The 22,715-nt window shown below is 52.2% G+C and carries 17 protein-coding genes; 3 read left to right on the top strand and 14 right to left on the bottom strand.

Features of this window, described 5'->3' with window-relative positions; all coding sequences use genetic code 11:
• The 4 genes from AAIG39_RS02490 to eat all read right to left on the bottom strand — a co-directional run bounded on the left by AAIG39_RS02490 (position 1) and on the right by eat (position 4,164).
• A complete protein-coding gene (locus AAIG39_RS02490; RefSeq protein WP_090082763.1) occupies positions 1 to 510 on the bottom strand; it encodes a hypothetical protein in 510 nt (169 codons plus the stop codon).
• A 106-nt stretch (positions 511 to 616) separates the two neighbouring features.
• Positions 617 to 1,390, bottom strand: a complete 774-nt coding sequence (gene eutC, locus AAIG39_RS02485; protein WP_343193117.1) for an ethanolamine ammonia-lyase subunit EutC — start codon at positions 1,388 to 1,390, stop codon at positions 617 to 619.
• Positions 1,387 to 2,775 (bottom strand): ethanolamine ammonia-lyase subunit EutB, encoded by a 1,389-nt coding sequence (locus AAIG39_RS02480; RefSeq protein WP_343193116.1) that lies wholly within the window; start codon positions 2,773 to 2,775, stop codon positions 1,387 to 1,389. Before AAIG39_RS02480 ends, eutC begins: the two co-directional genes overlap by 4 nt.
• Positions 2,776 to 2,784: 9 nt before the next feature.
• Complete coding sequence (gene eat / locus AAIG39_RS02475; RefSeq protein ID WP_090082757.1) at positions 2,785 to 4,164, bottom strand: ethanolamine permease; 1,380 nt, start codon at positions 4,162 to 4,164, stop codon at positions 2,785 to 2,787.
• Positions 4,165 to 4,903: 739 nt separating this feature from the next.
• Between eat and mmuM the strand changes: the two genes are divergently transcribed.
• Positions 4,904 to 5,848 (top strand): homocysteine S-methyltransferase, encoded by a 945-nt coding sequence (gene mmuM, locus AAIG39_RS02470; RefSeq protein ID WP_343193115.1) that lies wholly within the window; start codon positions 4,904 to 4,906, stop codon positions 5,846 to 5,848.
• Between the two features lie 66 nt (positions 5,849 to 5,914).
• Here the strand turns inward: mmuM and fbpC are convergent, their stop codons facing one another.
• The 10 genes from fbpC to hemB all read right to left on the bottom strand — a co-directional run bounded on the left by fbpC (position 5,915) and on the right by hemB (position 18,665).
• Positions 5,915 to 6,961: a ferric ABC transporter ATP-binding protein gene (fbpC, locus tag AAIG39_RS02465; protein WP_343193114.1), complete on the bottom strand. Its 1,047-nt coding sequence runs from the start codon at positions 6,959 to 6,961 to the stop codon at positions 5,915 to 5,917.
• Positions 6,962 to 6,973: 12 nt separating this feature from the next.
• The gene (locus tag AAIG39_RS02460; RefSeq protein WP_249572688.1) at positions 6,974 to 9,052 is read right to left on the bottom strand and encodes an ABC transporter permease; all 2,079 of its coding nucleotides are present in this window, start codon (positions 9,050 to 9,052) and stop codon (positions 6,974 to 6,976) included.
• Between the two features lie 71 nt (positions 9,053 to 9,123).
• The gene (locus AAIG39_RS02455) at positions 9,124 to 10,155 is read right to left on the bottom strand and encodes an ABC transporter substrate-binding protein (protein WP_090082747.1); all 1,032 of its coding nucleotides are present in this window, start codon (positions 10,153 to 10,155) and stop codon (positions 9,124 to 9,126) included.
• Between the two features lie 4 nt (positions 10,156 to 10,159).
• Positions 10,160 to 11,470: an MFS transporter family glucose-6-phosphate receptor UhpC gene (uhpC, locus tag AAIG39_RS02450; protein WP_090082745.1), complete on the bottom strand. Its 1,311-nt coding sequence runs from the start codon at positions 11,468 to 11,470 to the stop codon at positions 10,160 to 10,162.
• A gap of 86 nt (positions 11,471 to 11,556) precedes the next feature.
• Entirely contained in the window at positions 11,557 to 13,098 is a 1,542-nt protein-coding gene (locus AAIG39_RS02445) for an MASE1 domain-containing sensor histidine kinase (RefSeq protein ID WP_343193113.1), read from the bottom strand.
• Positions 13,098 to 13,727 carry a response regulator gene (locus AAIG39_RS02440; RefSeq protein ID WP_343193112.1) on the bottom strand — a complete coding sequence of 210 codons (630 nt, stop codon included), beginning with the start codon at positions 13,725 to 13,727 and terminating at the stop codon, positions 13,098 to 13,100. Before AAIG39_RS02440 ends, AAIG39_RS02445 begins: the two co-directional genes overlap by 1 nt.
• Positions 13,728 to 13,848: 121 nt before the next feature.
• Positions 13,849 to 15,003 (bottom strand): fimbrial protein, encoded by a 1,155-nt coding sequence (locus AAIG39_RS02435; RefSeq protein WP_139223021.1) that lies wholly within the window; start codon positions 15,001 to 15,003, stop codon positions 13,849 to 13,851.
• Positions 15,004 to 15,045: 42 nt separating this feature from the next.
• Positions 15,046 to 15,747, bottom strand: a complete 702-nt coding sequence (locus AAIG39_RS02430; RefSeq protein ID WP_090082737.1) for a fimbrial biogenesis chaperone — start codon at positions 15,745 to 15,747, stop codon at positions 15,046 to 15,048.
• 111 nt (positions 15,748 to 15,858) lie between these two features.
• Positions 15,859 to 17,562 carry a bifunctional ornithine lipid synthase OlsF gene (olsF, locus tag AAIG39_RS02425; RefSeq protein ID WP_343193111.1) on the bottom strand — a complete coding sequence of 568 codons (1,704 nt, stop codon included), beginning with the start codon at positions 17,560 to 17,562 and terminating at the stop codon, positions 15,859 to 15,861.
• Positions 17,563 to 17,693: 131 nt separating this feature from the next.
• Positions 17,694 to 18,665 carry a porphobilinogen synthase gene (hemB, locus tag AAIG39_RS02420; protein ID WP_343193110.1) on the bottom strand — a complete coding sequence of 324 codons (972 nt, stop codon included), beginning with the start codon at positions 18,663 to 18,665 and terminating at the stop codon, positions 17,694 to 17,696.
• Positions 18,666 to 19,133: 468 nt separating this feature from the next.
• Here hemB and AAIG39_RS02415 point away from each other — a divergent pair, with 468 nt between their 5' ends.
• Both AAIG39_RS02415 and AAIG39_RS02410 read left to right on the top strand, forming a co-directional pair.
• The gene (locus AAIG39_RS02415) at positions 19,134 to 21,989 is read left to right on the top strand and encodes an autotransporter outer membrane beta-barrel domain-containing protein (protein ID WP_343193109.1); all 2,856 of its coding nucleotides are present in this window, start codon (positions 19,134 to 19,136) and stop codon (positions 21,987 to 21,989) included.
• Positions 21,990 to 22,084: 95 nt separating this feature from the next.
• Positions 22,085 to 22,711, top strand: a complete 627-nt coding sequence (locus tag AAIG39_RS02410) for a helix-turn-helix domain-containing protein (RefSeq protein ID WP_343193108.1) — start codon at positions 22,085 to 22,087, stop codon at positions 22,709 to 22,711.
• The last annotated feature ends 4 nt before the right edge of the window (positions 22,712 to 22,715 follow it).

Genomic DNA, 22,715 nt, shown 5'->3' with positions numbered 1-22,715 from the left:
TCAGGGATAGATAAATTGCCAGATGCCGGTGCTGGATACGCCTTCCACACCAATTTGCGACGTTGCGCGGCCCGGAAGCAGCGGGGTCAGCCCCAGCCAGAGATCGAAGGCTTCGCCCGGATGCGCGTGGGAATATTCCAGACGCAGTACCCCGTTTCGACTCGAGACCTGGTCTGGCTGCGGCTGTAGCGTGCGTATCTCATATTGCTGCATAAAATCGCCGCCCAGCGTAATGACGAGCTGCTCATGCTTTGGCGCCCTGACCGTCATGGCCAGCGTCATATCGCTTTGCAAACGTCCGAATCGCTCGTAGTGAACCAGCAGTTGTTTATCGTCGGTTTCCTGCGTTCTGTCGCTCAAAAAACCATGGGAAAACAGGCCAGCAAGGGCGCTGATGACAATCAAAAAAAGCAGATAAGCGCCATATTGCTGTACCCGTGATTCGAATCTCAGCCAGCGCGGATTCTCTCTTACGGGATGATGACGGGGATCAGGTGCGGTCTCTTTCACCTTGGAATCTCCACAAACGCAGGATGCAAACAGGGTTAAGAGAGTATGGAACAAAATTTTCGTTACGCTTCGCGCTTTACCCCGGGGCGATAAAGCGCGAAGGAGGCTAGCGGTGAATACGTGGTGTCACACGCCCATGCAGGGCAGGGTTATCGCTTTCGTCTTTTAACTTCACACCCGTAAGCCTGCGCAGGAAAGCCTGCTCCAGCAGCCAGGCGAGCTTAAAAGCGGCGGCTTCGTAGTTCAGCCCCTCCGGGCGGATGTTCGAAATGCAATTACGCTCCGATTCAAGCCGCTTGCGTTCGGGTTTCCATGTCAGATAGACGCCAAGGCTGTCCGGGGAGGAGAGGCCAGGACGTTCACCAATCAGGATCGCGACCGCTTTGCTGTTGAGCGTTTCGCCAATGTCATCCCCCAGCGCAACCCGTGACTGATGCGCCAGTACCACCGGGGCAAGTGAAATCCCCAGCGTTTCCAGATAGGGCAGCAGCGCTTTAATCAGCCCGACGGACTGGCGCTGCACCGCATGCGAAGAGAGGCCATCCCCAATGACCAGAAGCAGGTCGTGTGCGGGTGTCCGGCTCGCTTTTAACGCATCGCGGCTCTCCTGACTGAGCATTCGTCCCAGGTCGGGTCGATTCAGATAGATATGTCTGTCTGCCGCCGCGCTGTGCGCATTTAGCGTTTGCAATCCCAGTTCGTGTAACTGTACCGCCAGGCTTTCGCTATCGAACGGCTGGTGAATGGCATCGCGGGCCTGAGCATGGGCCAGGCCAAAGTTCAGCACTTCACGCGTGGGCAGGCTGGCACCGCTACGTCCGAGCGCGATGCGGGCATCGGTAAATTCGCGCAGTAATGTCCAGGCATCCGGTGGATTCATGCGCTCACTCCTTGTGGTAATGCACCCAACAGCGGGTGGTTCGCTCCGGTTAAGCGTAATTGTCCGTGGGTATCGATAATCTGCATACGGGTGAGCCAGTCGGCGAACTCCGGTGCATGCTTAAGCCCCAGCAGACGGCGGGCATAGAGTGCGTCGTGGAAGGATGTGCTCTGATAATTCAGCATAATGTCATCCGCGCCCGGTACGCCAATAAGAAACGTCAGCCCGGCGTTGCACAGCAGCGTCAGCAACGTGTCCATATCATCCTGGTCGGCTTCGGCGTGGTTGGTGTAGCAGACGTCGCAGCCAATTGGCAGCCCCATCAACTTGCCGCAGAAGTGATCTTCTAAACCGGCGCGAATGATCTGTTTGCCATCATAGAGATACTCCGGCCCGATAAATCCAACCACGGTATTTACCAGTAACGGGTTGAAGTGGCGCGCCACGGCATAGGCCCGCGCTTCACAGGTTTGCTGGTCAACGCCGTGATGCGCATTGGCCGACAGGCAACTGCCCTGGCCGGTTTCAAAATACATCACGTTGTTACCGAGCGTACCGCGCTTGAGGCTTAATGCCGCCTCCTGTGCCTCTTTGAGCATCGACAAATTGATACCAAAGCCGCTGTTGGCAGCTTCGGTTCCCGCAACAGACTGGAAAACCAGGTCTACCGGCGCGCCACGCTCAATCAGCTGTAATGTGTTGGTGACGTGGGTCAGCACACAGGATTGGGTGGGAATGGCAAAACGGCTGATGATGTCATCCATCATATGGTTGAGCCGTTCGAGGACGGGCAGGCTGTCGCTGGCCGGGTTAATACCCACCACCGCATCACCTGCACCGTAGAGCAGGCCATCGAGCATACTGGCGGCAATCCCTTTTAAATCATCGGTGGGATGATTTGGTTGCAGGCGCACGCTCAGATGGCCGGGAAGACCAATGGTGTTACGAAAACGGGTAATCACGCTGCATTTGCTGGCCACCAGAATCAAATCCTGATTGCGCATCAGCTTGCTTACAGCGGCCGCCATTTCCGGCGTGATGGCCGGAGCAATATGCGTCAGCGTGGCGGAATCTGTGGTATCGGCCAGCAACCAGTCACGAAAATCGCCGACGGTCAGGTGGCGAATAAGGGAAAAGGCATCGGCATTGTGAGTATCAATGATCAGACGGGTGACTTCATCGCTTTCGTAAGGAATGAGCGGGTTGTCCAGAAGGTCACGCAACGGAATATCGGCAAGAGCGATTTTCGCTGCCATGCGCTCTTCCGCCGAATCTGCCGCGACGCCTGCCAGCACATCCCCGGAACGGGCCGGGGAGGCTTTTGCCATGAGTTCTTTAAGACTGGCGAACCGGTATGTCCGGTGCGCCAGAGTCGTTTTATACATTTCGCCTCCTCAGGAGAGCGCACGCAGTTGCGGATCCATCGCCGCACGTTCACGGGCTGGTGCTGTTATACGGAACCACATGTAACCCCCCAGCATCATCAGCGCGAAAATGAGCGCCAGCAGGGTGTTGTACCAGACCATCGCGACGAGGCAGAGTACCGCCATGCCCAGTGCAAACGCGGGCGCAATCGGGAACAGGGGCGCTTTAAACGGACGCACCAGGTTCGGTTCGCTGCGGCGCAGTTTGAATAGCGCAGCCATCGAGATGATATACATAACAATAGCGCCGAATACTGACATCGTCACAATGCAGGCGGTCAGCGGCATACCGCTAATGGTGATCAGTGAATCGGAGAAAATTGCCGCGATACCCACCACGCCACCAGCCAGAATCGCCAGATGCGGCGTGCGCGTTTTACGATTGAGATTTGCCAGGCTTGCTGGCAGATAGCCCGCCCGCGCCAGAGAGTAAATCTGACGGGAATAACCCATGATAATGCCGTGGAAGGAAGCCACCAGGCCAAACAGCCCCAGCCAGACCAGCATGTGCAACCAGCCGCTACTGTTACCCACCACGACTTTCATCGCCTGCGGTAATGGATCATTTATGTTCGACAGGGCGCGCCAGTCGCCCACGCCGCCTGCAAATATCATCACGCCAACGGCCAGTACGGTCAGTGTCAGTATGCCGCCGCCAAGCGCGCGAGGAATAGTGCGTTGCGGGTCTTTGGCTTCTTCGGCCGCCATTGACGCACCTTCAATCGCCAGGAAGAACCAGATAGCAAACGGGATGGCAGCAAACATACCCGACAATGCCAGCCCACTAAAGCTTTCTGCGCCTGCCCAGCCGTTAGCCGTGAAGTTATCCCAGGAAAAGCCCGGTGCAACGACACCCATAAAGACCAGCAACTCAAATATCGCCAGCAGCGTGACGATCAATTCAAAGGTAGCGGCAATACCGACACCGAGAATATTCAACGCCATAAAGATGATATAGGCGCCGCAGGCGATCCATTTTGGATCGAGAGACGGAAATTGCACGTTGAGGTAAGCCCCGATAGCCATTGCAATAGCCGGTGGAGCAAACACAAATTCAATGAGTGTTGCGAAACCAGCAATAAATCCACCGGTAGGGCCGAATGCCCGATAAGCATAAGCAAAGGGACCGCCTGCATGTGGAATCGCTGTTGTCAGCTCAGTGAAACTAAATATGAATGCGCAATACATTGCGGCAATCGCCAGCGCTACAATCAAAAATCCCATCGTTCCGGCCTGGGACCAGCCATAACTCCAGCCAAAATATTCGCCTGATATGACCAGGCCGACGGCAATGCCCCATAAGCGGAAGCTGCCGAGTGTTCTTTTTAATGTGGTTGATTCTGTGGTCATCATTTACTGCCTCGCCATTAAACACAGTGCAAGCTAAGTAGCAAAGGCAGTGCCAAACTTAAAACATTAATAAATTCAGTTTGTTGTCAGCGTTCTGGTATGTGGTGTGAAAAAATCACGGCACAGATGTAGCGCCTGACGGGTAATTCTGGTGCATGCTGCCCCGCAATGGTGAAATTTGCCGGACAACAAATGTGGTCGAGGTGTTTCGCCGGGTGAACTCGCTGAAAGTGAAGCGTAAAAATAATGCCCTGAGTAAAATTTCCTCAGGCATAAGGGGGTTAATTTTTTATAGGTCAGGAAAAAACAAAATATTATAGGGAACTGGTGCTGAATAAATCCGATAATTCTTACACCCTTTTTATCACGACAACGCTTTACTATTATTTGTTATTGACGAAATTTACTGTTTTTATTTCACATACATTTTACATTTTTGATTTCATTGCCTTATTACGTTGTTTTGTCGGTTGTATCACAATGTTTTCAGGCAATCACCTGATGTTAAATTTAATCATTTGAGAATGAGTTGACCTGAATTGTTTCGCACTTTAGTTTGAGAGAAAAAATTTCAGGCAAATCCAGGATTATATTTAACTAAGGAGGGGCATATGGCCTGGCGACCGATTCTCTATGTTATTTTTACGACTAATCCACGGCTGAGCAGCAGACGAGCGCGGTTGCGTGTGGTCGCAAATCATCCATAGTAGTGATGACGGTTACCTTTCAGGAAGATGGCATGTCCCGTACTCATCCGCTGTCTGCGCTCCTTGCCAGCCAGCCGTTCGTGCTGACAGATGGCGCAATGGCTACCGAGCTGGAGGCGCATGGCTGCAATCTGGCCGATCCTTTATGGTCGGCAAAAGTGTTACTGGAAGCGCCGGCGATCATTCGTCAGGTGCATCTGGACTATTTTCGCGCCGGGGCGCAGATTGCCACCACGGCCAGCTATCAGGCGACGCCTGCTGGTTTTGCCGCCCGTAATCTCACCGGGGCGCAGGCCGCTGAGCTGATTGCAAAAAGTGTCCAGCTGGCCTGCCAGGCGCGGGCAATGTATCTGCAGGAAAATCCCCAGGCTGGCACGCTACTGGTGGCCGGTTCCGTTGGGCCTTATGGCGCTTATCTTGCCGATGGTTCGGAATATCGCGGCGATTACGTCTGTTGTGATGAGGATTTTCAGGCGTTTCATTGGCAGCGCATCGAAACGTTGTTGCAAAGTGGCGCCGATCTGCTGGCATGTGAAACGCTCCCCTCGTTCCCGGAAATCTGCTCGTTGATTACATTGTTACGTTCGTGGCCACAGGCGCGCGCCTGGTTTTCCTTTAGCGTACGTGACAGCGAGCATCTCTGTGACGGTACACCGCTGCGGGAGGTGATGGCCGTCGTGTCTGCCTCTTCTCAGGTGATGGCTGTGGGTGTTAATTGTCTTGCGCCTGAGCGGACTACGCCGGTGTTACGCCATTTGCGCAGCCTCACATCATTGCCGCTGCTGGTTTATCCCAATTCCGGGGAACATTACGATCCGCTGTTGAAAAGCTGGCATCAGCACGCGAGCAATTGCCCGACGCTGGTCAATTATTTACCCGAATGGCTGGAGGCGGGCGCGCGTTTGATTGGCGGGTGCTGTCGCACCACGCCAGAGGATATTGCCACTCTCAGGCCGCACCTTCCCCGGTGGCGCTGACGCTTACCGGGGCTACGATGGTGCGGGCGGTTGCCCGGATAAGGCGCAGCCGCATCCGGGAATAACTCACGCCGTTTCGGCCAGTTCGAACATTCCGTAGGGGTGGATCTGCAGGTAATAGTGCTCACCGACATCCGGTTGCAGGCGGGTGGCGTTAACCTGCAACAAAATGCGCTGGCCGTGCCATTCCACAATCACCTCGTACTGCGGTCCCATATAAGCCACATGCACGATCACGCAACGCTGGCTGTCATCGCCCTGTTCACCCAGCGTGATGGCCTCCGGACGGACACCCACCGTACCGCTTCCCTGGGCCGAGAAATGCCCCGGCACGGGTAATCGGTATCCATAGATATCAACAAATTGCTGATGGAATGTTGCCGGGAACAGGTTGGCATCACCCATAAAACTTGCCATAAAGCGCGATGCAGGCTGGCGATACAGATTCTGCGGCGAGCCCATCTGCATGATGTGGCCTTTGTTCATCACCAGCACGGTATCGGAGACGGCAAATGCCTCGCTCTGATCGTGCGTAACATACAAGGAGGTGATGTTGAACTGCTTTTGCAGCTCGCGAATTTTATCGCGCATGCTACGACGCAGGTTGGCGTCGAGGTTACTCAACGGCTCATCAAACAACAGCACCTTCGGTTTGAGGATCAGCGCACGTGCCAGCGCTACACGTTGTTGCTGCCCACCGGAGATTTGATCCACATAGCGATCTTCAAAGCCTTCCAGATCCACCATCGCCAGCGCTTCTTTTACCCGCGTTTTCACCTCCGCGCGTGAAACGCCCAACATCTTAAGACCGTAACCTACGTTTTCCCCCAGTGACATGTGGGGGAAGAGGGCGTAGGACTGGAACACCATACAGATATCACGCTGCTGAATGGAACGATGCGTGACATCCTCTCCATCGATAAAAATCTCTCCCTCAGACGGCTTTTCCAGCCCCGCTACCAGACGCAGAACCGTGGTTTTGCCACAGCCTGACGGCCCGAGTAACGTCACCATCTCACCCTGTGGGATCGCAAGATTAATGTTGTCGATAACCGTGTTGTTACCAAATCGCTTGGTGACATTGCGCAGTTCAACGAAATGTTTTTGTGTCATGGTCGCGCTCCGTTACGCCTGGTTTTTAGCTTTGGAACGGGAGATACGCGCCTCACCGATCAGCCAGTCGAAAATAAAGATGATGGCGAGCATCACCACAATAAGGATTGAGCCATAGGCAATGGCCACGCCGTATTCGCCGTCTTCCACGCGGTTCAGAATGTAGGCTGTCGCTACACGCGTGTCCGGCGTCACCAAAAAGACAATGGCGCTGACGGTTGTGATGGCGCGGACAAAGCTGTAAATCAGCGCGGACAAAATCGCCGGGCGCAGCAGAGGCAGCAGAATCTGCGTGATGGTACGCAACGATCCTGCGCGCAGGCTAAGTGAGGCCTCATCCAGCGATTTATCAATCTGGCCTAAGCCTGCGATCCCGGCGCGAATACCCACCGGCACGTTACGCATTACCATTGAGATAATGACGATGGCGGCGGTGCCAGTGATGTACACCGGGGCACTGTTAAAGGCGAGGATATAAGAGACGCCTGCCACGGTGCCCGGAACCGCAAAGCACAGCATGGTGGTGAACTCGATGGTCTTTTTCCCTTTAAATTGCTGGCGAACCACAATCCAGGCAATCAGCAGGCCGAAAATGGCCGTAATCGGGGCGGCAATCCCGGCGTAAAGCAGGGTATCGAGAAGAGAAGGCCATGCGCCGTCGCTCATGCCCTGACCAAACAGCTTGATAAAGTTATCCAGCGTCAGGGTGTAATCCACGCCCCAGTTCACCGTGAAACTGCCATAGAAAATACTGCCGTAGAGCAGGGCATTGAATGCCACCCACACAGCCAGCAGGGCCACTACGCTCCACACCAGTGTGACCGGCAGAGGTTGTACATCGCCGCGATAGGATTTGCCGGAAACGGTGACGTAAGAACGTTTGCCGATCCACATGTATTGCACGCAGAACACCAGCAGCGAGAAGAGGAGCAGGAACGCGCCAAGCGTACTGGCGGCCTGATAATCGAGCTGCGAACCGGTAATGTAGAAGTAGATCTGTGTCGCCAGTACGTCAAAGTTGCCGCCCAGCACCAGCGGGTTACTAAAGTCGGCCAGCGACTGTACCACCACGATCAGGAAGGCGTTAGCCAGCGCTGGTTTCAGCAACGGAACGAAGACGCCGTTAAAGGTCTGCCAGCGGCTGGCGCGCAGGGTGTATGAGGCTTCTTCCAGCGATGGATGAATAGTTTTGATCGCCCCGTCAAGGATCATGAAGGCCATGGGGGTGAAGGCCAGTACTTGTGCCAGCCAGATACCGGTAAACCCGTACAGCCAGTTGGTATTGGTGAGCCCGAACCAGTCGACCATTAATTCGGTGATATAGCCGGAACGCCCCATCATCAGCGTGACGCCAAGGCCCACGACGAAAGGCGGGGTGACGATAGGCAAAATGGAGAATACGCGGCCAATAATGGCACTGCGTTTGGCAATACGCGTAGTATAAATCGCCAGCACCAGGCCGAAGAAGGTGCAGCCGACGCCCACAGCAATGGAAAGCCAGATAGAGTTCAGAATCACCTGAATGATGTGCGCCTGTGCGAGCACATTCATAAACGCCAGCGGGGCAAATTCGCCGCTGTCGGTAGTGAACATCGGAATAAAGATGGCAATACTCGGCCAGACGATAAAGACGCCAATCAGCGCTACGATGACAATCAGCGAACCAATAACAAAGCGGTCGCCGCCGAGCCACTCCAGGCGGGCGAGTGCCAGAGTCATGATGGCAGCAAGGGAGACAAACAGCACAATCACCGCATAGCCGAGGCCACGCCCTTCTACGGTGGCGCTGATAGCCACGAACGCCATGCACAGTAATGCCCAGCCAGCGTCAAAATAGTGGCGGCCGCGCTGCTCGCGCCTGGCTTCGCTCAGAGGCCGAATCAGCAACACGGCGGGTAGCAAAAACCACAACCAACTGACGTTAACATGCGACCAGCCGTAGGCGTCGATGATTTCATCGCGCGTGGACTCCAGCAGGCCATAATCCAGGCTCCAGCCTGGCAGTAGCACAAAGGCCAGGCCGCCAAGCAGAACCCAAAAGAATATCGCATCCCGCTTTGGTGTGGGATGGAGTGTAATTGTCTGTGACATAAGCATTCCGGTGTTGTAGGCCGGGTAAAGCGGTTACGCCGCTACCCGGCAATATGATCGCCAATGCGTGCTTACTGGCCCATCTTCACGTCGCTAACCCATTTGTTAATGAGCGCTTTACGAACGTCCGTGGAACCGTATTTATCCATGTCGTAATTAATAAGTTTGAGATCGTCGAGCTTGAGCGAGTTCGGGGAGGTTTCAGCGGTGGTGTTGGTCAGGATCTGATAAGACTTGCCCTTTTTCCACGCCAGTTCCTGTGCTTCTTTTGACAGTACCCAGTCAACGAACAGCTTCGCGTTATCCAGGTTACGAGCTCCCTTCAGAATGCTGATACCGCCAATTTCATAGCCGGTGCCTTCACAGGGCGAGATCAGCTCCAGCGGCGCGCCTTGTTCTTTTTCCAGCGAGTAGTCATGCAGGAAGCCAATGCCGATGGCGGTTTCGCCACGCGCGGCATTACGTGCCGGGGCGATACCGGATTTGGTGTACTGAGAGATATTTTTGTTTAGCTGTTTTAAGTAATCGAAAGCCTGATCTTCGCCCCAAAGTTGAACGAAGGTTGCCAGCGCGGTATAGGCGGTGCCAGAGCTCTGCGGGTCGGCGATTTGAATTTCGCTTTTGTATTCCGGCTTTGTCAGATCTTTCCAGCACTTCGGTACCGGCAGATTTTTCTCTTTCAGGCGCTGGGTGTTAACGCCAAACCCAAGAATGCCCACATAAACGGCGGAAGAGAGATTGCCTTTCACTTTGGCCGGATCGCGGAATTTCTCCATGATCTCACTCAGATTGGCTGATTTATAGGGCTGCAACAGTCCCATCTCACCGGCCTGCGACTGTGGATCCAGCGTGCCGCCGTACCAGACATCTGCCTGCGGGTTTTTCTTCTCCGCATCCACTTTCGCAAGCGTGCTTCCTGAACCGTTGCGGATGAAGGAGGTTTTCACATTGTATTTCTCGCCGAAGGCCTGCGTTTCGGTTTCACACATTTCGTTGGTCGCGCTGCAGTAGACCACCAGACGACCTTCCGCTTTGGCTGCGCTGCTGAATGCCGCCAGCGCCAAACCGGTCGCCACCAGGGTAGAGAGCAGGGTAACTTTCATTGTTTTATCCTTCCTGTGAGGTTGTAGGACTGCGAGACGTCATGATGCCCGCCATCAACAAGGGCATCAGAAGTAAACCCATTAATACGGCGGCAACGGAGAGCAAGCTGAACATCCCCGACCAGCCATAGTGTTCAATCACCTGCGACAGCGGCCAGCCCGCCAGCGCCGCGCCAACATAGGCAAAGACGCCGAGAAAACCGGTTATCGATCCTGCCGCTGCCTTATGCCCGCATTCAACGGCGGCCAGGCCTATGAGCATCTGTGGGCCAAAAACAAAAAATCCCACGGTAAAAAAGCACATTGCCAGCAACGCATAGTGATGTACCGGCGCCAGCCACAGCGCGGCGACCGAAACAATCAGCCCCAGCGTGAAGAGCAAAATCATCGGCGCTCTCTGCCCGCTAAAGAGCAAATCCGATCCCCAGCCAGCGAACAGCGCTCCCAGCAGACCGCCAACTTCAAACAGCATCACCGTGGCATTGGCACTCAATAAATTGACGCCGTGGCTTTCCGCCAGCCAGATGTTGCCCCAGTCATTGAGCGCGATGCGGATCAGATAGACCAGCACATACGACACGCCCAGCAGCCAGATCATTGGGTTACGCAGCATGGTGATGCGTAACATCTGCCATAAGCCCATCGGGGGGCTTTGTTGTTCCTGACGCAGTTCCAGCGGGTCATGCCGCCATTCGCCCACGCTCGGTAATCCTTCTTCCTGCGGTGTGCCCCGCAGTTGCATTGTCAGCCAGACGCCGAGCGCCATGCTGATTATCCCTGGTGTCAGCATCGCGGCCTGCCAGCCCCACCAGTGGGCGGCGAAGGCACATATCAACGGGATTACTGCCCCGCCAATATTGATGGACATGTTCCAGCACCCCCACCAGAAGCCGCGTTCATTACGGGAATACCAGTGGGTGAGCAGGCGAGCACAGGGTGGCCAGCCCCAGCCCTGAAAAAAACCGTTTAACGTCCAGACCACCAACAACAGCGGCAATGAGTCACCGAAAGCGAACAGCACGTTCAGCAAGCCGGTGGCAAACAGACCACAGCCCATAAAGGCGCGCTGCCCGTGGCTGTCGTGCCAGAGTCCGGCGGCAAATTTCGACAGACCGTAGCTGAGGTAAAACAGTGAACCCATCAGTCCGATGTCGCCTTTGTCTAATCCCAGATCGCTTTGCAGCGCCGGAAGGACGTAATTGACGCTTTTGCGCGTCAGGTAGAACGCCGCATAACCCACCACCATGCACAGCAGTAACCGTGGGCGAAATGCCCGGTAACGTTGTTCAGTTTCAGCAGATGAGATGGCTTGCATAGCGGTCTCCAGTTGCGCTGACTATAGGTAAGCGCAGACGAAAGCGGATGAGAGAAACTCCCCAGGTGACTAAGACTTTTTCCTGGTCAGAGCGGGTTTTGTTGCAAAATTGTGGGCAGGTTAACAGTTACGTGCGTTCCCTGACGCGACTCGAGCGTCAGTTCGCCGCCCAGAGCGTGGACTCGCTCGCGCATGCCCTGGATACCAAAGCCCGGCATCTTCTCGGCGGCGATACCGAGGCCGTTGTCATGTACTTCGAGACGCAGACGGCCGTTTTGCTCGCTAAGGGCGATGCGCACTTCGCTGGCGCAGGCGTGTTTACAGACGTTGTTGAGTAACTCTTGCAGCAGGCGATAGAGAGTGAAGACCAGGGTTTCACTGTCCGGGGGGGCGCTCAGTCGGTAATCGAAATGGCAGGCGATACCGCGTTCGGCAAAGGCAAATTCGTTAACCAGATGGTGCAACGCCTCTCGCAGGGAGAGTTCATCCAGTACCGGCGGGCGAAGCTGGCGCAGCAACTGTCGTGTGGAGTGGTGAATGCGTCTGGCAAGTTCGTTGATGTGATTCGCTGCCTCCAGCGCCTGGTCAGTTTCTCCCGCTCGCTTCACCAGCTGCGATTGTATCTGGATAGCAGTAATGTTCTGGCCAATTTCGTCATGCAACTCGCGGGCAAGGATTTTGCGGGTATCCTCTTCCGTATGGATCAGTTTCTCGGTTAACGCCCGGCGAGCCTGTAATTCTGCCTCCAGCCGCTTGCGGTAGTGGTGCAGGTTTTGCGCCAGGTGTTGCTGACGGCTGATGGCGATACCCAGGCCAATCCCCAGCAGCGCTTGCGTCGCGAGAAAGATTTCCAGTTCCAGCAGGTCGCTAAATCCCACCCCAATCTGACGGGCGATGGTTATCAACATACTGCCGAGCAGACCAGACAGCACGCCGCCCTGCCAGCCGAACTTCCACGCCATCACCACATTGGGTAAGAACACCACGATCAATAACAGGCGTTCAATTTGTGGCGACAGCACCATCTGCGTGCCGATACCGATAATGAAAAACAGGCTGCACCAGATGATGAGCGAGGTACGCAAAGGCGGCGCGATCGTGTCGAGGCCAAGCAGATGATGGCGATGTTGCTGACGTAAGAATTCAAAAATGAGATAGACAAACGGCGTTAATAGCACGCCACCGGTGAATGAGGCCAGACCTGCCAGCAACATGGCGCTTTGCAAAAAAGGGGCGAGTAGCAGGGTATACAGCAGCGCACTGGCGGTAACGGCAGTCAACAACAGGGACAATCGCTGCCAGTAGAGCGGAAAGCGGTGCCAGAAATGTTGCGTCACCAGCGCAGGAAGCAGGCCGATCAGGGGAGCGGCCAGCATCGTATAGCCACTGAGGAGCTGCTCGCTGTGAAGCCAGAAAATGAGTGCTAATTGGGGGAGCAATAAAGCTGGCCAGAAGCGACGCGAAAGCAGAATCAGCAGCGCCAGATATACGCCATGCGGCAGAAAGAGCACCGCCTGTTGGCCGTTATGGGTGAGATAGAAACTGAGCGTCCACAGCATCAGCCAGCCCGGCCCCCAGGCAAGAACAATAAATAATGAGATGATCCAGTGGCGCAATGAACGCGACATCAGTGATTCGCCAGCAGGTTATGATTAAGCGCGAAATGGACCAGCTCAATGGTGGTGGCGCAGTTCAGTTTACCGAGCACATTGGCACGGTGAACATGCACCGTTTTATGGCTGAGATCGAGCTTGAATGCGACCTCTTTAACGCTATAGCCTTTTACCAGCAAATCAAACACCTCCCGCTCACGTGGTGTCAGAGACGCAAGGACTTTTATTGGCTCGATCCCGCCACGTAACGCTTTTAGCGCGTCGGCACAAAGATAATGGCCGCCAAGACCGACGGATCGCACCGCGCGTACCAGCTCTTCCGGGCCGCAGCGTTTGGTCAGATAGCCGCTGGCACCAGCGTCCAGCGCGCTTTGCACAAAGGCAGGAGTATCATAGATGCTCAGAATAATGGCGCGAAAATCCGGTCGCTGTGCCCGCAGACGTTTTAGCAGGCTCAGGCCGTTTTCATCCGGCATGGCGACATCGAGGACGGCGACATCCACATCGTTTTTTAATAACGCAGGCCAGGCGTCGGCGGCGGTACTGTATTGCCCGATGATGCTGAGATCGTCTTCAAGGCCGAGAAGTTGGGCGAATCCTGAACGCACCACCACATGATCATCCACCAGAACCACACGAATCATAACGCACTCTCACCAACGAAAAGCTTTATGATGCCGTCTGGTTCGGGCGTGGCAATGCTCTGGTCAATGATATGTAACCGGTGTAACAAAATTGCAATATAAATAGTTCGTGAATGTATCGCTACTTGTACTCGACAGTATAAGTGACTTTGCCGTCAGCCTTGCCACCGGTCACTATCGTGCCGGTTCTGATATAACGGGCGTATAGGGGAATGCGCATGGTCTGGTTCATTCCCGCGATCATCGTCCCATTCACGGGTTGGTTAAATTTCACTAAACCAGGTGTAGCGGTATTGGTTGTGGACAACTGGATACCCACTCCTGTGGCACTGTCCGGCTGAGGATCCAGTGCCATGATACCGTTATTACTATCAATAATGGTCAGGGGAGTAAGCTTAAGGCTCCATTGCGCGTTGGCGATATTCGTGGCGCCGAGATCGGTAAGCGTATTGGTATTGCTGTAGCCGACCTGCTGAATGCTGTAATATTGCGCACCACCATGGTTACAGTTGATCAAATCAATTGAGGCGTCAACCCAGGGGGTGTAGGGCGTAGAATCCAAAAATGTCGTATGTTTATGCTCACCCAATTTGACTGTTTTGCTTTTTTCGGCAAGCGCACAGGTAGCCTGAGTAAAGTTTACTGTTCCACTCAATATAGAGCGAAAAATAACAATATCGCTGCCTGGTGAATTATTACCACCAGTGACGGATTCCAGCATTGGTAGAGTAGCAAGATTGATGCTGCCGTTTGTAATATTACCGGTTTTCACCAGGATGTAAGTAATGTTTGCATCCTGACCATTTGTGCCACAGCTGCTGGTAATATTATTGCAGGTATTGCTGTAATACGTTTTTTCACCCAAGGTGAGAGTTCCTGCCCCTGTCTGGATCGCAAGGCCGATACCTGGAATCCCCGTTTCGTAAGCAACGCCGTAAGGTGTGGATGCTAACGCGACGGCCGGAGCTGCATTTGTAAAACGGCCCAGGGTGTAGTAATTCTTTTTACTGGTGTTGTTATTGCAGTTGGTCTGGTAGGTGGCGTAGTTGGTTTGTCGGGCTGTCACGCGAAATAACTCAGTGCCTGGGGCAATATCTTGCGGCATTTGAATTGCATTGTTCCCGGACGAGAGTGAGGTTGACACAATCGTACCCGGGGGAATGTCGTTGCCTGAACGTGGTATTAATACGCATGCGGCTTTGATGGAAAGACTGGTCATTGTTATCGCTAATCCCGTGAGGTATAAAAAACCAGACTGAATAATTTTTCGTTTCATAATGTTTCTTATCTATTTTGTATCGCAATATTGAATCTGCGTTCAGTGTTTTATTACCGCATGATTTTTTTGTAGCGCACCGTAATCATTGAGCCAGGTAAACTGGAAGGGTGTTCCTGATGCTATTTTGTGATTAAACGTACGGCTGCTTAACGGAGGGATCATATTTGCCGGAAATATACCCTGGGGGGTAATGATTGAGGTCAGAGAAATATGCCACTGCGAATTATTGATGGCGATAATACTTTCGCCCGTATTGCGCCAGTATAACTGACGGACGGCAAGTTCGGGGCTGCCTTTCAGGTCTTTTGGCCGGTAAAAAAGTTTTATCCGCGAACGAAGTGCAACTATCATAAGATCTTCTTTACGAGTCGTGGGTGGTTTTAACGGAATATCTACTATATTTATCCAGTAAACGGCTTCACGGTCGATGGGTAATGCGGTTGGGTTTAGTATTTGAATACGTAATGTCTGTCCGTGTTCGCCATCGATTCGGCAAATAGGTGGTGTCAAAATAAAAGGGGTTGATGTGCTGACTGGCGACGTATCAGGATCGCCATCGTCAAGCCAGCTTTGTACCAGTACGGGTTTTTGGCTGTAATTTGTCAGGCGAATCGTCGCTTCTTTTGCATTAGCGGAATAAATAACACGGGTATTCTCAATAGAGACACTGGCCTGTGGTTTTACCTGCGGGGAAAGCAGCAGTGCTGCAAGAATGATATTAATAAAGGTGAGTTGGCTCATCCATGAACACCTGTTCAAAAAACTTCTGGATCCATCCAGAATGAGATTTTGCCTTCTAATAAAAGCAAAAGCGAAAATATCCCCGGCGGGATATTTTCGCCAGAGGCCATATTACTGATGGGCTTTAATATAACGCTCGTATCGGTTGGCTTTCAACCGTGTTAAATCAACTAAAACCAAACCATCTACGCAATTATTAAAATCCGGGTCGCAACCAAAATCGATAAATTGCACGCCGCCGGGTTCGCACAGCTCAGAGTATTGCTTGTAAAGCGGCGGAATACCGCAGCCCAGGTTGCCCAGCAATGACTTGAGACGCGTCAAATCTTCGGTGTAATCTTCCCCCGTAAACTGCGCCAGTACATCCGGTAGCGTCGCAGGCCACGGGCGGCGGGATTCTGCCAGCGGCCATCTTGCCGGAAACCACAACCGATAGAAGGCAATCAGTAAATCCCGGGCCGCGGGTGGTAAACCGCCGGAGATAGAGACCGGGCCGAAAAGGTAGCGATACTGGGGGTAGCGAGCCAGATACGCACCAATACCCGACCACAGATAGTCGAGGCCACGACGTCCCCAGTAGCATGGCTGAATGAAGCTGCGCCCCAGTTCAATACCGTGTTGCAACACTTCTGACATCCGTTCGTCGTAATGAAACAGGCTATAGCTGTACAGCCCCTCAGGGCCATGTGCTTCCACCTGACGAGCCGTTGGCATAAAGCGGTATGCGCCGACGATCTCCAGATCGGTTTCATCCCATAAGATCAGATGCAGGTAGTCATCATCATAACGGTCCGTGTCACGACGCTTACCGCTACCTTCACCGACCGCACGGAAAGCAATTTCGCGCAGGCGGCCCAACTCACGCAGCAACGGCGCATCTTCTTGCCCCTGACGTTGCCAGAGATAAATGATTTTGCCATCAGCGGTGCGTCCCAGACACTCCGCCCGGCTAAGTTCACGACGCAGCGTGGCTCTGTCCTCCGGGCGGGCGATCGCACACTCTGTCTTAAAGACGCCAGGCGCTTTTTTACCTAAACGTCGCACGTGTTTGCGGCATTTATCCGCCAGATCGCGGGGGGAAAGCGAGGTTGAATGCCAGCTGTCCCACGGAATGCGCTGACCGATAGTGATGGGCAGTTGGGTACCGCGGCGACGGAACATCTGCTGCATCAGAAGCAACATTGGCAGCGTATCGGAAAGCAAAGCGCAACCATAAAAGAGTGGGCTGTTGCGGGCATTGATCCACACGGGCTGTAGCGGGGTGCGGAATTTGGCCGCCAGTTTGATAAAACCTGGATGCCATTTACCATCGCGAATACCTTTGCGGGTAAGGCGTGATACTTCACCTGCCGGGAAGAAAATCAGCACGCCACCGTTCTGCAACTGAGCTTCCATCAGCTGCAACGAGGCTTTGCGGGTGCGTCCACCACCCATATTATCCACCGGGATAAACAGTGAACTGAGAGGTTCCAGATGGCTCAGCATACGGTTGGTCACGACTTTTACATCGCGACGCACACGGGAAACGACATACATCAGTGCCAGGCCGTCAAGCGTACCTGTCGGGTGGTTGGCGATAATCACCAGGGGGCCTTGTTCGGGGATTTGTTCAAGATCGTATGCGGGGATGGTGCAGCGAATTTGTAAATGCTCCAGAACCTGCTCCACCATATCCAGCCCTTTTAGATGGGGATGGTTTGCAGCGAACTGCTGGAACTCTTGTTCGTATAACAAACGCCTGAGCAGATTCTTTTGCCAGGGCGCGGGCTTGGCCTGTGGCCAGAGGTCGTCGAGTACATTATCGAGACTAAACATGGTGGCTCCTCCTGCCGTCTTGCGATGACAGTAGAAGTGCCGGATGACAGTTGCATTTCAGCTTTATGAATAAATGGTAATACGAAGAAGCGAGGGACGGCAGGCCCGGCAGCCGCGCCGGGCCTGAGGACTTACAAAATCTTACGTTCGGCGAGGTCGAGAGCAAAGTAGCTGAAAATCAAATCAGCACCTGCGCGTTTAATTGCACCCAGGCTTTCCAGTACGACTTTATCTTCGTCAATAGCACCAGCCTGCGCGGCGAATTTTATCATGGCGTACTCACCGCTTACCTGATAAGCACCCAGCGGCAAAGTCGTACGCTCACGAATATCACGCAGGATATCAAGGTAAGCGCCAGCCGGTTTGACCATCAGGCAGTCAGCCCCTTCGGATTCATCAATCAGCGATTCGCGGATCGCTTCACGACGATTCATTGGGCTCATCTGGTAGGTTTTACGATCGCCTTTTAACGCAGTACCCGCGGCTTCACGGAATGGGCCGTAGAATGACGATGCGAATTTAGTGGAATAGGACATGATGGCGGTGTCGGTAAAGCCCGCAGCATCCAGTGCCTGGCGAATCGCCTGCACCTGGCCGTCCATTGCAGCGGAGGGGGCAATAAAGTCGGCGCCGGCAGCGGCAGCAACGACCGCCTGTTTCCCGAGATTAATCAGCGTTGCGTCGTTATCGACGCCGTGATCGCAAAGTACGCCGCAATGACCATGCGAGGTGTACTCACAGAAACAGGTATCCGACATGACGATCATTTCCGGTACAGCGTCTTTGGCAATACGTGACATGCGCGCCACCAGACCATTTTCCTGCCAGGCATCACTACCGGTCGCATCTGTATGATGAGAGATACCAAATGTCATCACGGAACGCACATCAGCCTTAGCAATGCGCTCGATTTCGCGGGCGAGGTGTTTTTCCGGAATGCGCATCACGCCGGGCATGGCATTGATGGCTTGGTAATCGTCGATCTCTTCTTCAACAAAAATAGGCAACACCAGATCGTTCAGGCTGAGTGTTGTCTCTTCGAACATAGCGCGGAGCGAGGCAGATTTGCGCAGGCGGCGCGGGCGGGTGATTAAGTCGGTCATGATTTGCCTGATGTCTTAGGAACAGAGGGCATAGTTTATCTGAAAAATGGCCATTATGTTTCACCAAAATCGGCGTTAACCCGGCGGGATAGTGAGGGGAATGCGTGGCTATATTAGCGAGCATTAAAAGATTCATGGCTTCTATTTTTATTTGTGCGGTTTATTATTCCTGGTGATGTTATTATTTCTTCAATTGCTGTTTGTGCCTGTTATTTTAAATATCAATATGATCAATAATAAAAATATACCCGTGATTTATCTTATTAGATTGATTTTAAAGTGATTTATAATTTTATGCATTCTGATTTTTTATGTTGTTCCATTACATGTCTGAATTCGGACTTTACGAGAACTTTAATTGAACCATTTTCTTTTTCTGCGGCATAATTTCCCCGCAAATAATTTTATTGCATTTGATGCATTAATAATTGATGGACCAACGATAATGTCCCTGAGGAGGGATGACAAATGCACTCGTGGAAAAAGAAACTTGTAGTATCTCAATTAGCATTAGCCTGCACGTTGGCAATCGCTTCTCAGGCACAGGCAACGACGTACAATACCTTCGGGTATCATGACGATGTAAATACTGCATATAGCTGGGACGACTGGGCAAACGCCGATAAACTTAACTACATCTCTTATTATGGTTATATCTATAATAACGCGGCTGATGGCGCTTACGATCAGACGTTCAACAATGATGTGGTAAACGGTGTTCTCTCCACCTATTACATGAACCATGATTACACCGATGGTACAGGTAATACGCTGGATGTTAAAAACTCTACCATCCACGGTATGATTACCTCTAAGCGTCCGATTGCTTATACTGATGCTAACGGCTACAACTATACCTGGAATAATGGTACCGACGTTGACCATACATGGCATGACGGCGATGTATTCACGCTGAATATTGCTAACTCTACCATTGATGATGATTACGAATATTTCTATTTTACCGATAGCTATCTGAATGGTGATAGCAAAACGGCTTATGAAGATTACCGTACTGCCGCTTTCGCATCTCAGGGGGTTGCGGTAACTCTGGATGTAGAAAGTAATATCAATATCAGTAGTAATTCTCGTGTTGCAGGTATTGCGCTGTCTCAAGGCAACACCAGTAATGCAGATTACACCACTGAATCCCATACCTGGGATAACAACATTGTTGTTACTGACTCTACTGTAACATCGGGTTCTTACACTCCGCTGGAAAACGACGGTTTTTATGGCAATACTGCTGAACCGAGTGATTACACTGGCAGCGGTGGTGCCGACGACGTTGCACTTTCTTTTGTTGATAATTCAGCATCTAACTATGCAATGAAAAACAACGTGTCGCTCAGCAACTCAACGCTGAGAGGCGATGTTGTTTTCAATAGCACCTGGAATGCGAATTTCTATCCTTATGGTCACGATTCTGGCAACGACGGTGTTCTGGATACCAACGGTGGCTGGATTGACGATGGTCTGAATGTTGATGAACTGAACATTAGCCTGGATAACGGCAGTAAATGGACCGGCGCAGCAATCTTTAGCTACGATGCAATTGGCACTGCAGATATGTATGATGTTGCGGTTAACAGCATTGATCCCCGTTCAACCAAAGATAAATGGGGTAATGTTGTTGATAACAAAACATTCCAAAGCGGCTTATTCAACGTCAATCTGAATAACGGTTCACACTGGAATACTGTCAATGATTCAAACATTGACACCCTGACTGTGAATAACGGCTCACATGTTGATGTAGCAAATGGTTCTGGCCTCTTAGCGGACAGCATTACGCTGACTAACAATTCCGCTATGAACCTGAGCTCTGGCGGTCAGGTTAAAACCGACCACTTGACCGTCGATAGCTACAGTACCGTCGATCTGAATAACGAAACTGTCTGGCTGTATGCAAATACCGTAACCGTGTCTAATGGCGGTGAATTCAGCATTGGCGCGGGTGCTTATGAAACCCGGACCTTCGGTACGAATACTCTGGACCTGAATAAAGGCGGCGTATTTAACATCAACAGCAGTGACTATGTGTTAGATGCTGACCTGGTCAACGCCCATACCAATACGAAGCACAAGTCTGACCCAACGTATGGTTACGGTATTATCGCTATGAATTCTGATGGTCACCTGACCGTTAATGGTAACGGCAATCTCAACAATGCCGACCAGGAATTCAGTGTTTATGATGCGAATGACGACGTTGTAGCTGCCAAAGGTAACTACAAAGTCCGTATCGATAACTCTACTGGCGCTGGCCGTATCGCTGACTACAAAGGTAAAGAACTTGTCTACGTCAACGATGCAAATACCACTGCGACTTTTAGCGCGGCAAACAAAGCTGATCTCGGTGCCTATACCTATCAGGCCGAGCAGAAGGGGAATACCGTTGTTATGCGTCAGATGGAGCTGACCGACTACGCGAACATGGCGCTGAACATTCCTTCTGCAAACACCAATATCTGGAACCTGCAACAGGATACTCTGTCTACCCGTCTGATCAACGGCCGTCACGGTCTGGCTGATAACGGGGGCGCATGGGTAAGCTACTTCGGTGGCAGCCTGAATGGTGACAACGGCGTGATCAACTACGATCAGGACGTCAGCGGCATCATGGTGGGTGTTGATACCTTCGTTGACGGTAACAACGCGAAATGGATCGTTGGTGCGGCAGCTGGCTTTGCAAAAGGTGATGTAAGCGATCGTTCTGGTAAAGTTGATCAGGATAGCCAGTCTGCGTACATCTATTCTTCTGCCCGCTTTGCTAACAACATCTTCCTTGATGGTAACCTGAGCTACAGCCGTTTTGATAACGATCTGTCTGCCAGCATGTCCAACGGCCAGTATGTTGACGGCGACTCCTCAACGGATGCATGGGGCTTCGGTCTGAAACTGGGCTATGACTGGAAAGTTAACGACAAAGGTTATGTTACTCCGTATGCCGGTATCTCTGGTCTGTTCCAGTCCGGTGATAACTTCCGCCTCAGCAACAACATGAAAACGGGCGATCAGGACTACGATAGCCTGCGTTATGAACTGGGTGTTAATACGGGTTATACCTTCACCTATGGTAGCGATCAGGCTCTGACGCCGTACTTCAACCTGGCATACGTTTACGATGATTCTAACAACACAGCAAAAGTGAATGGCGATTCTATCGACAACGGTGTTGAGGGTTCAGCGGTACGTGTTGGTCTGGGAACGCAGTTCAGCTTCACCAAAAACTTCAGTGCATACACTGATGTGAACTATCTGGGCGGCGGCGACGTCGAACAGGATTGGGGCGCAAATGTTGGCGTGAAGTACACCTGGTAATAAATGTAGCAGGGTATTTATTTCCCCTACTATTTTATCAGCATCCAAATTCCCGCCACGGATTGGCGGGAATTTTATTTTTATAAGAGGCCTGAATGATTTCATTAAGCAAGCCGCTTGCGGAATTATATTTATTAGATGAATGCTTTTCATCTCATAGTATTCCTTTTGAGTTGGCCAATGATTCCATTTTGACTTTTAATAAAATTGATCCGAATAACGTTACCCTTGTTCTTCTGCATGGTGAAATAGCTATTAGCCGGGAATATAATGATATGTTACTGGGTATCGCCAGTGCTCCGTTTATCAAGGGGCTAAGCACAAGCCTTATCCAGCGTCCATCCGGGTATATATATACGGCGCAAAACGAATGTTCGGGTTATTATTTGCCTTCTGATTTAGCTATGACTCTCATAGAAAAACACCAACTGTGGCGTGAAGCTTTTGCATGGCTGACATGGTGGCACCGCATTGCAGAAACCCGCGATTGTCAACTTATTGGTAGTAGTACTTACGATCAGATTCGGGCATCGCTTCTGACTATGTCTGACTGGGACGAACAACTTAGGGCTCGTATTGGGGTTATTCAGTATATTCAGCGACGCACCGGGATTTCTCGCTCCGTGATTGCTGAAGTACTGTCCGCACTACGTAAAGGAAACTATATCGAAATGCGTAAAGGCAAGCTGTCGAAAATCAACCGCTTGCCTTACGAGTACTGACCGA

It is taken from the genome of Phytobacter palmae (assembly GCF_039409775.1).
GTDB lineage: Bacteria > Pseudomonadota > Gammaproteobacteria > Enterobacterales > Enterobacteriaceae > Phytobacter > Phytobacter palmae.
The sequence above is the reverse complement of the archived record's forward strand: the minus strand, read 5'-3'. Positions and strand labels throughout refer to the sequence as shown.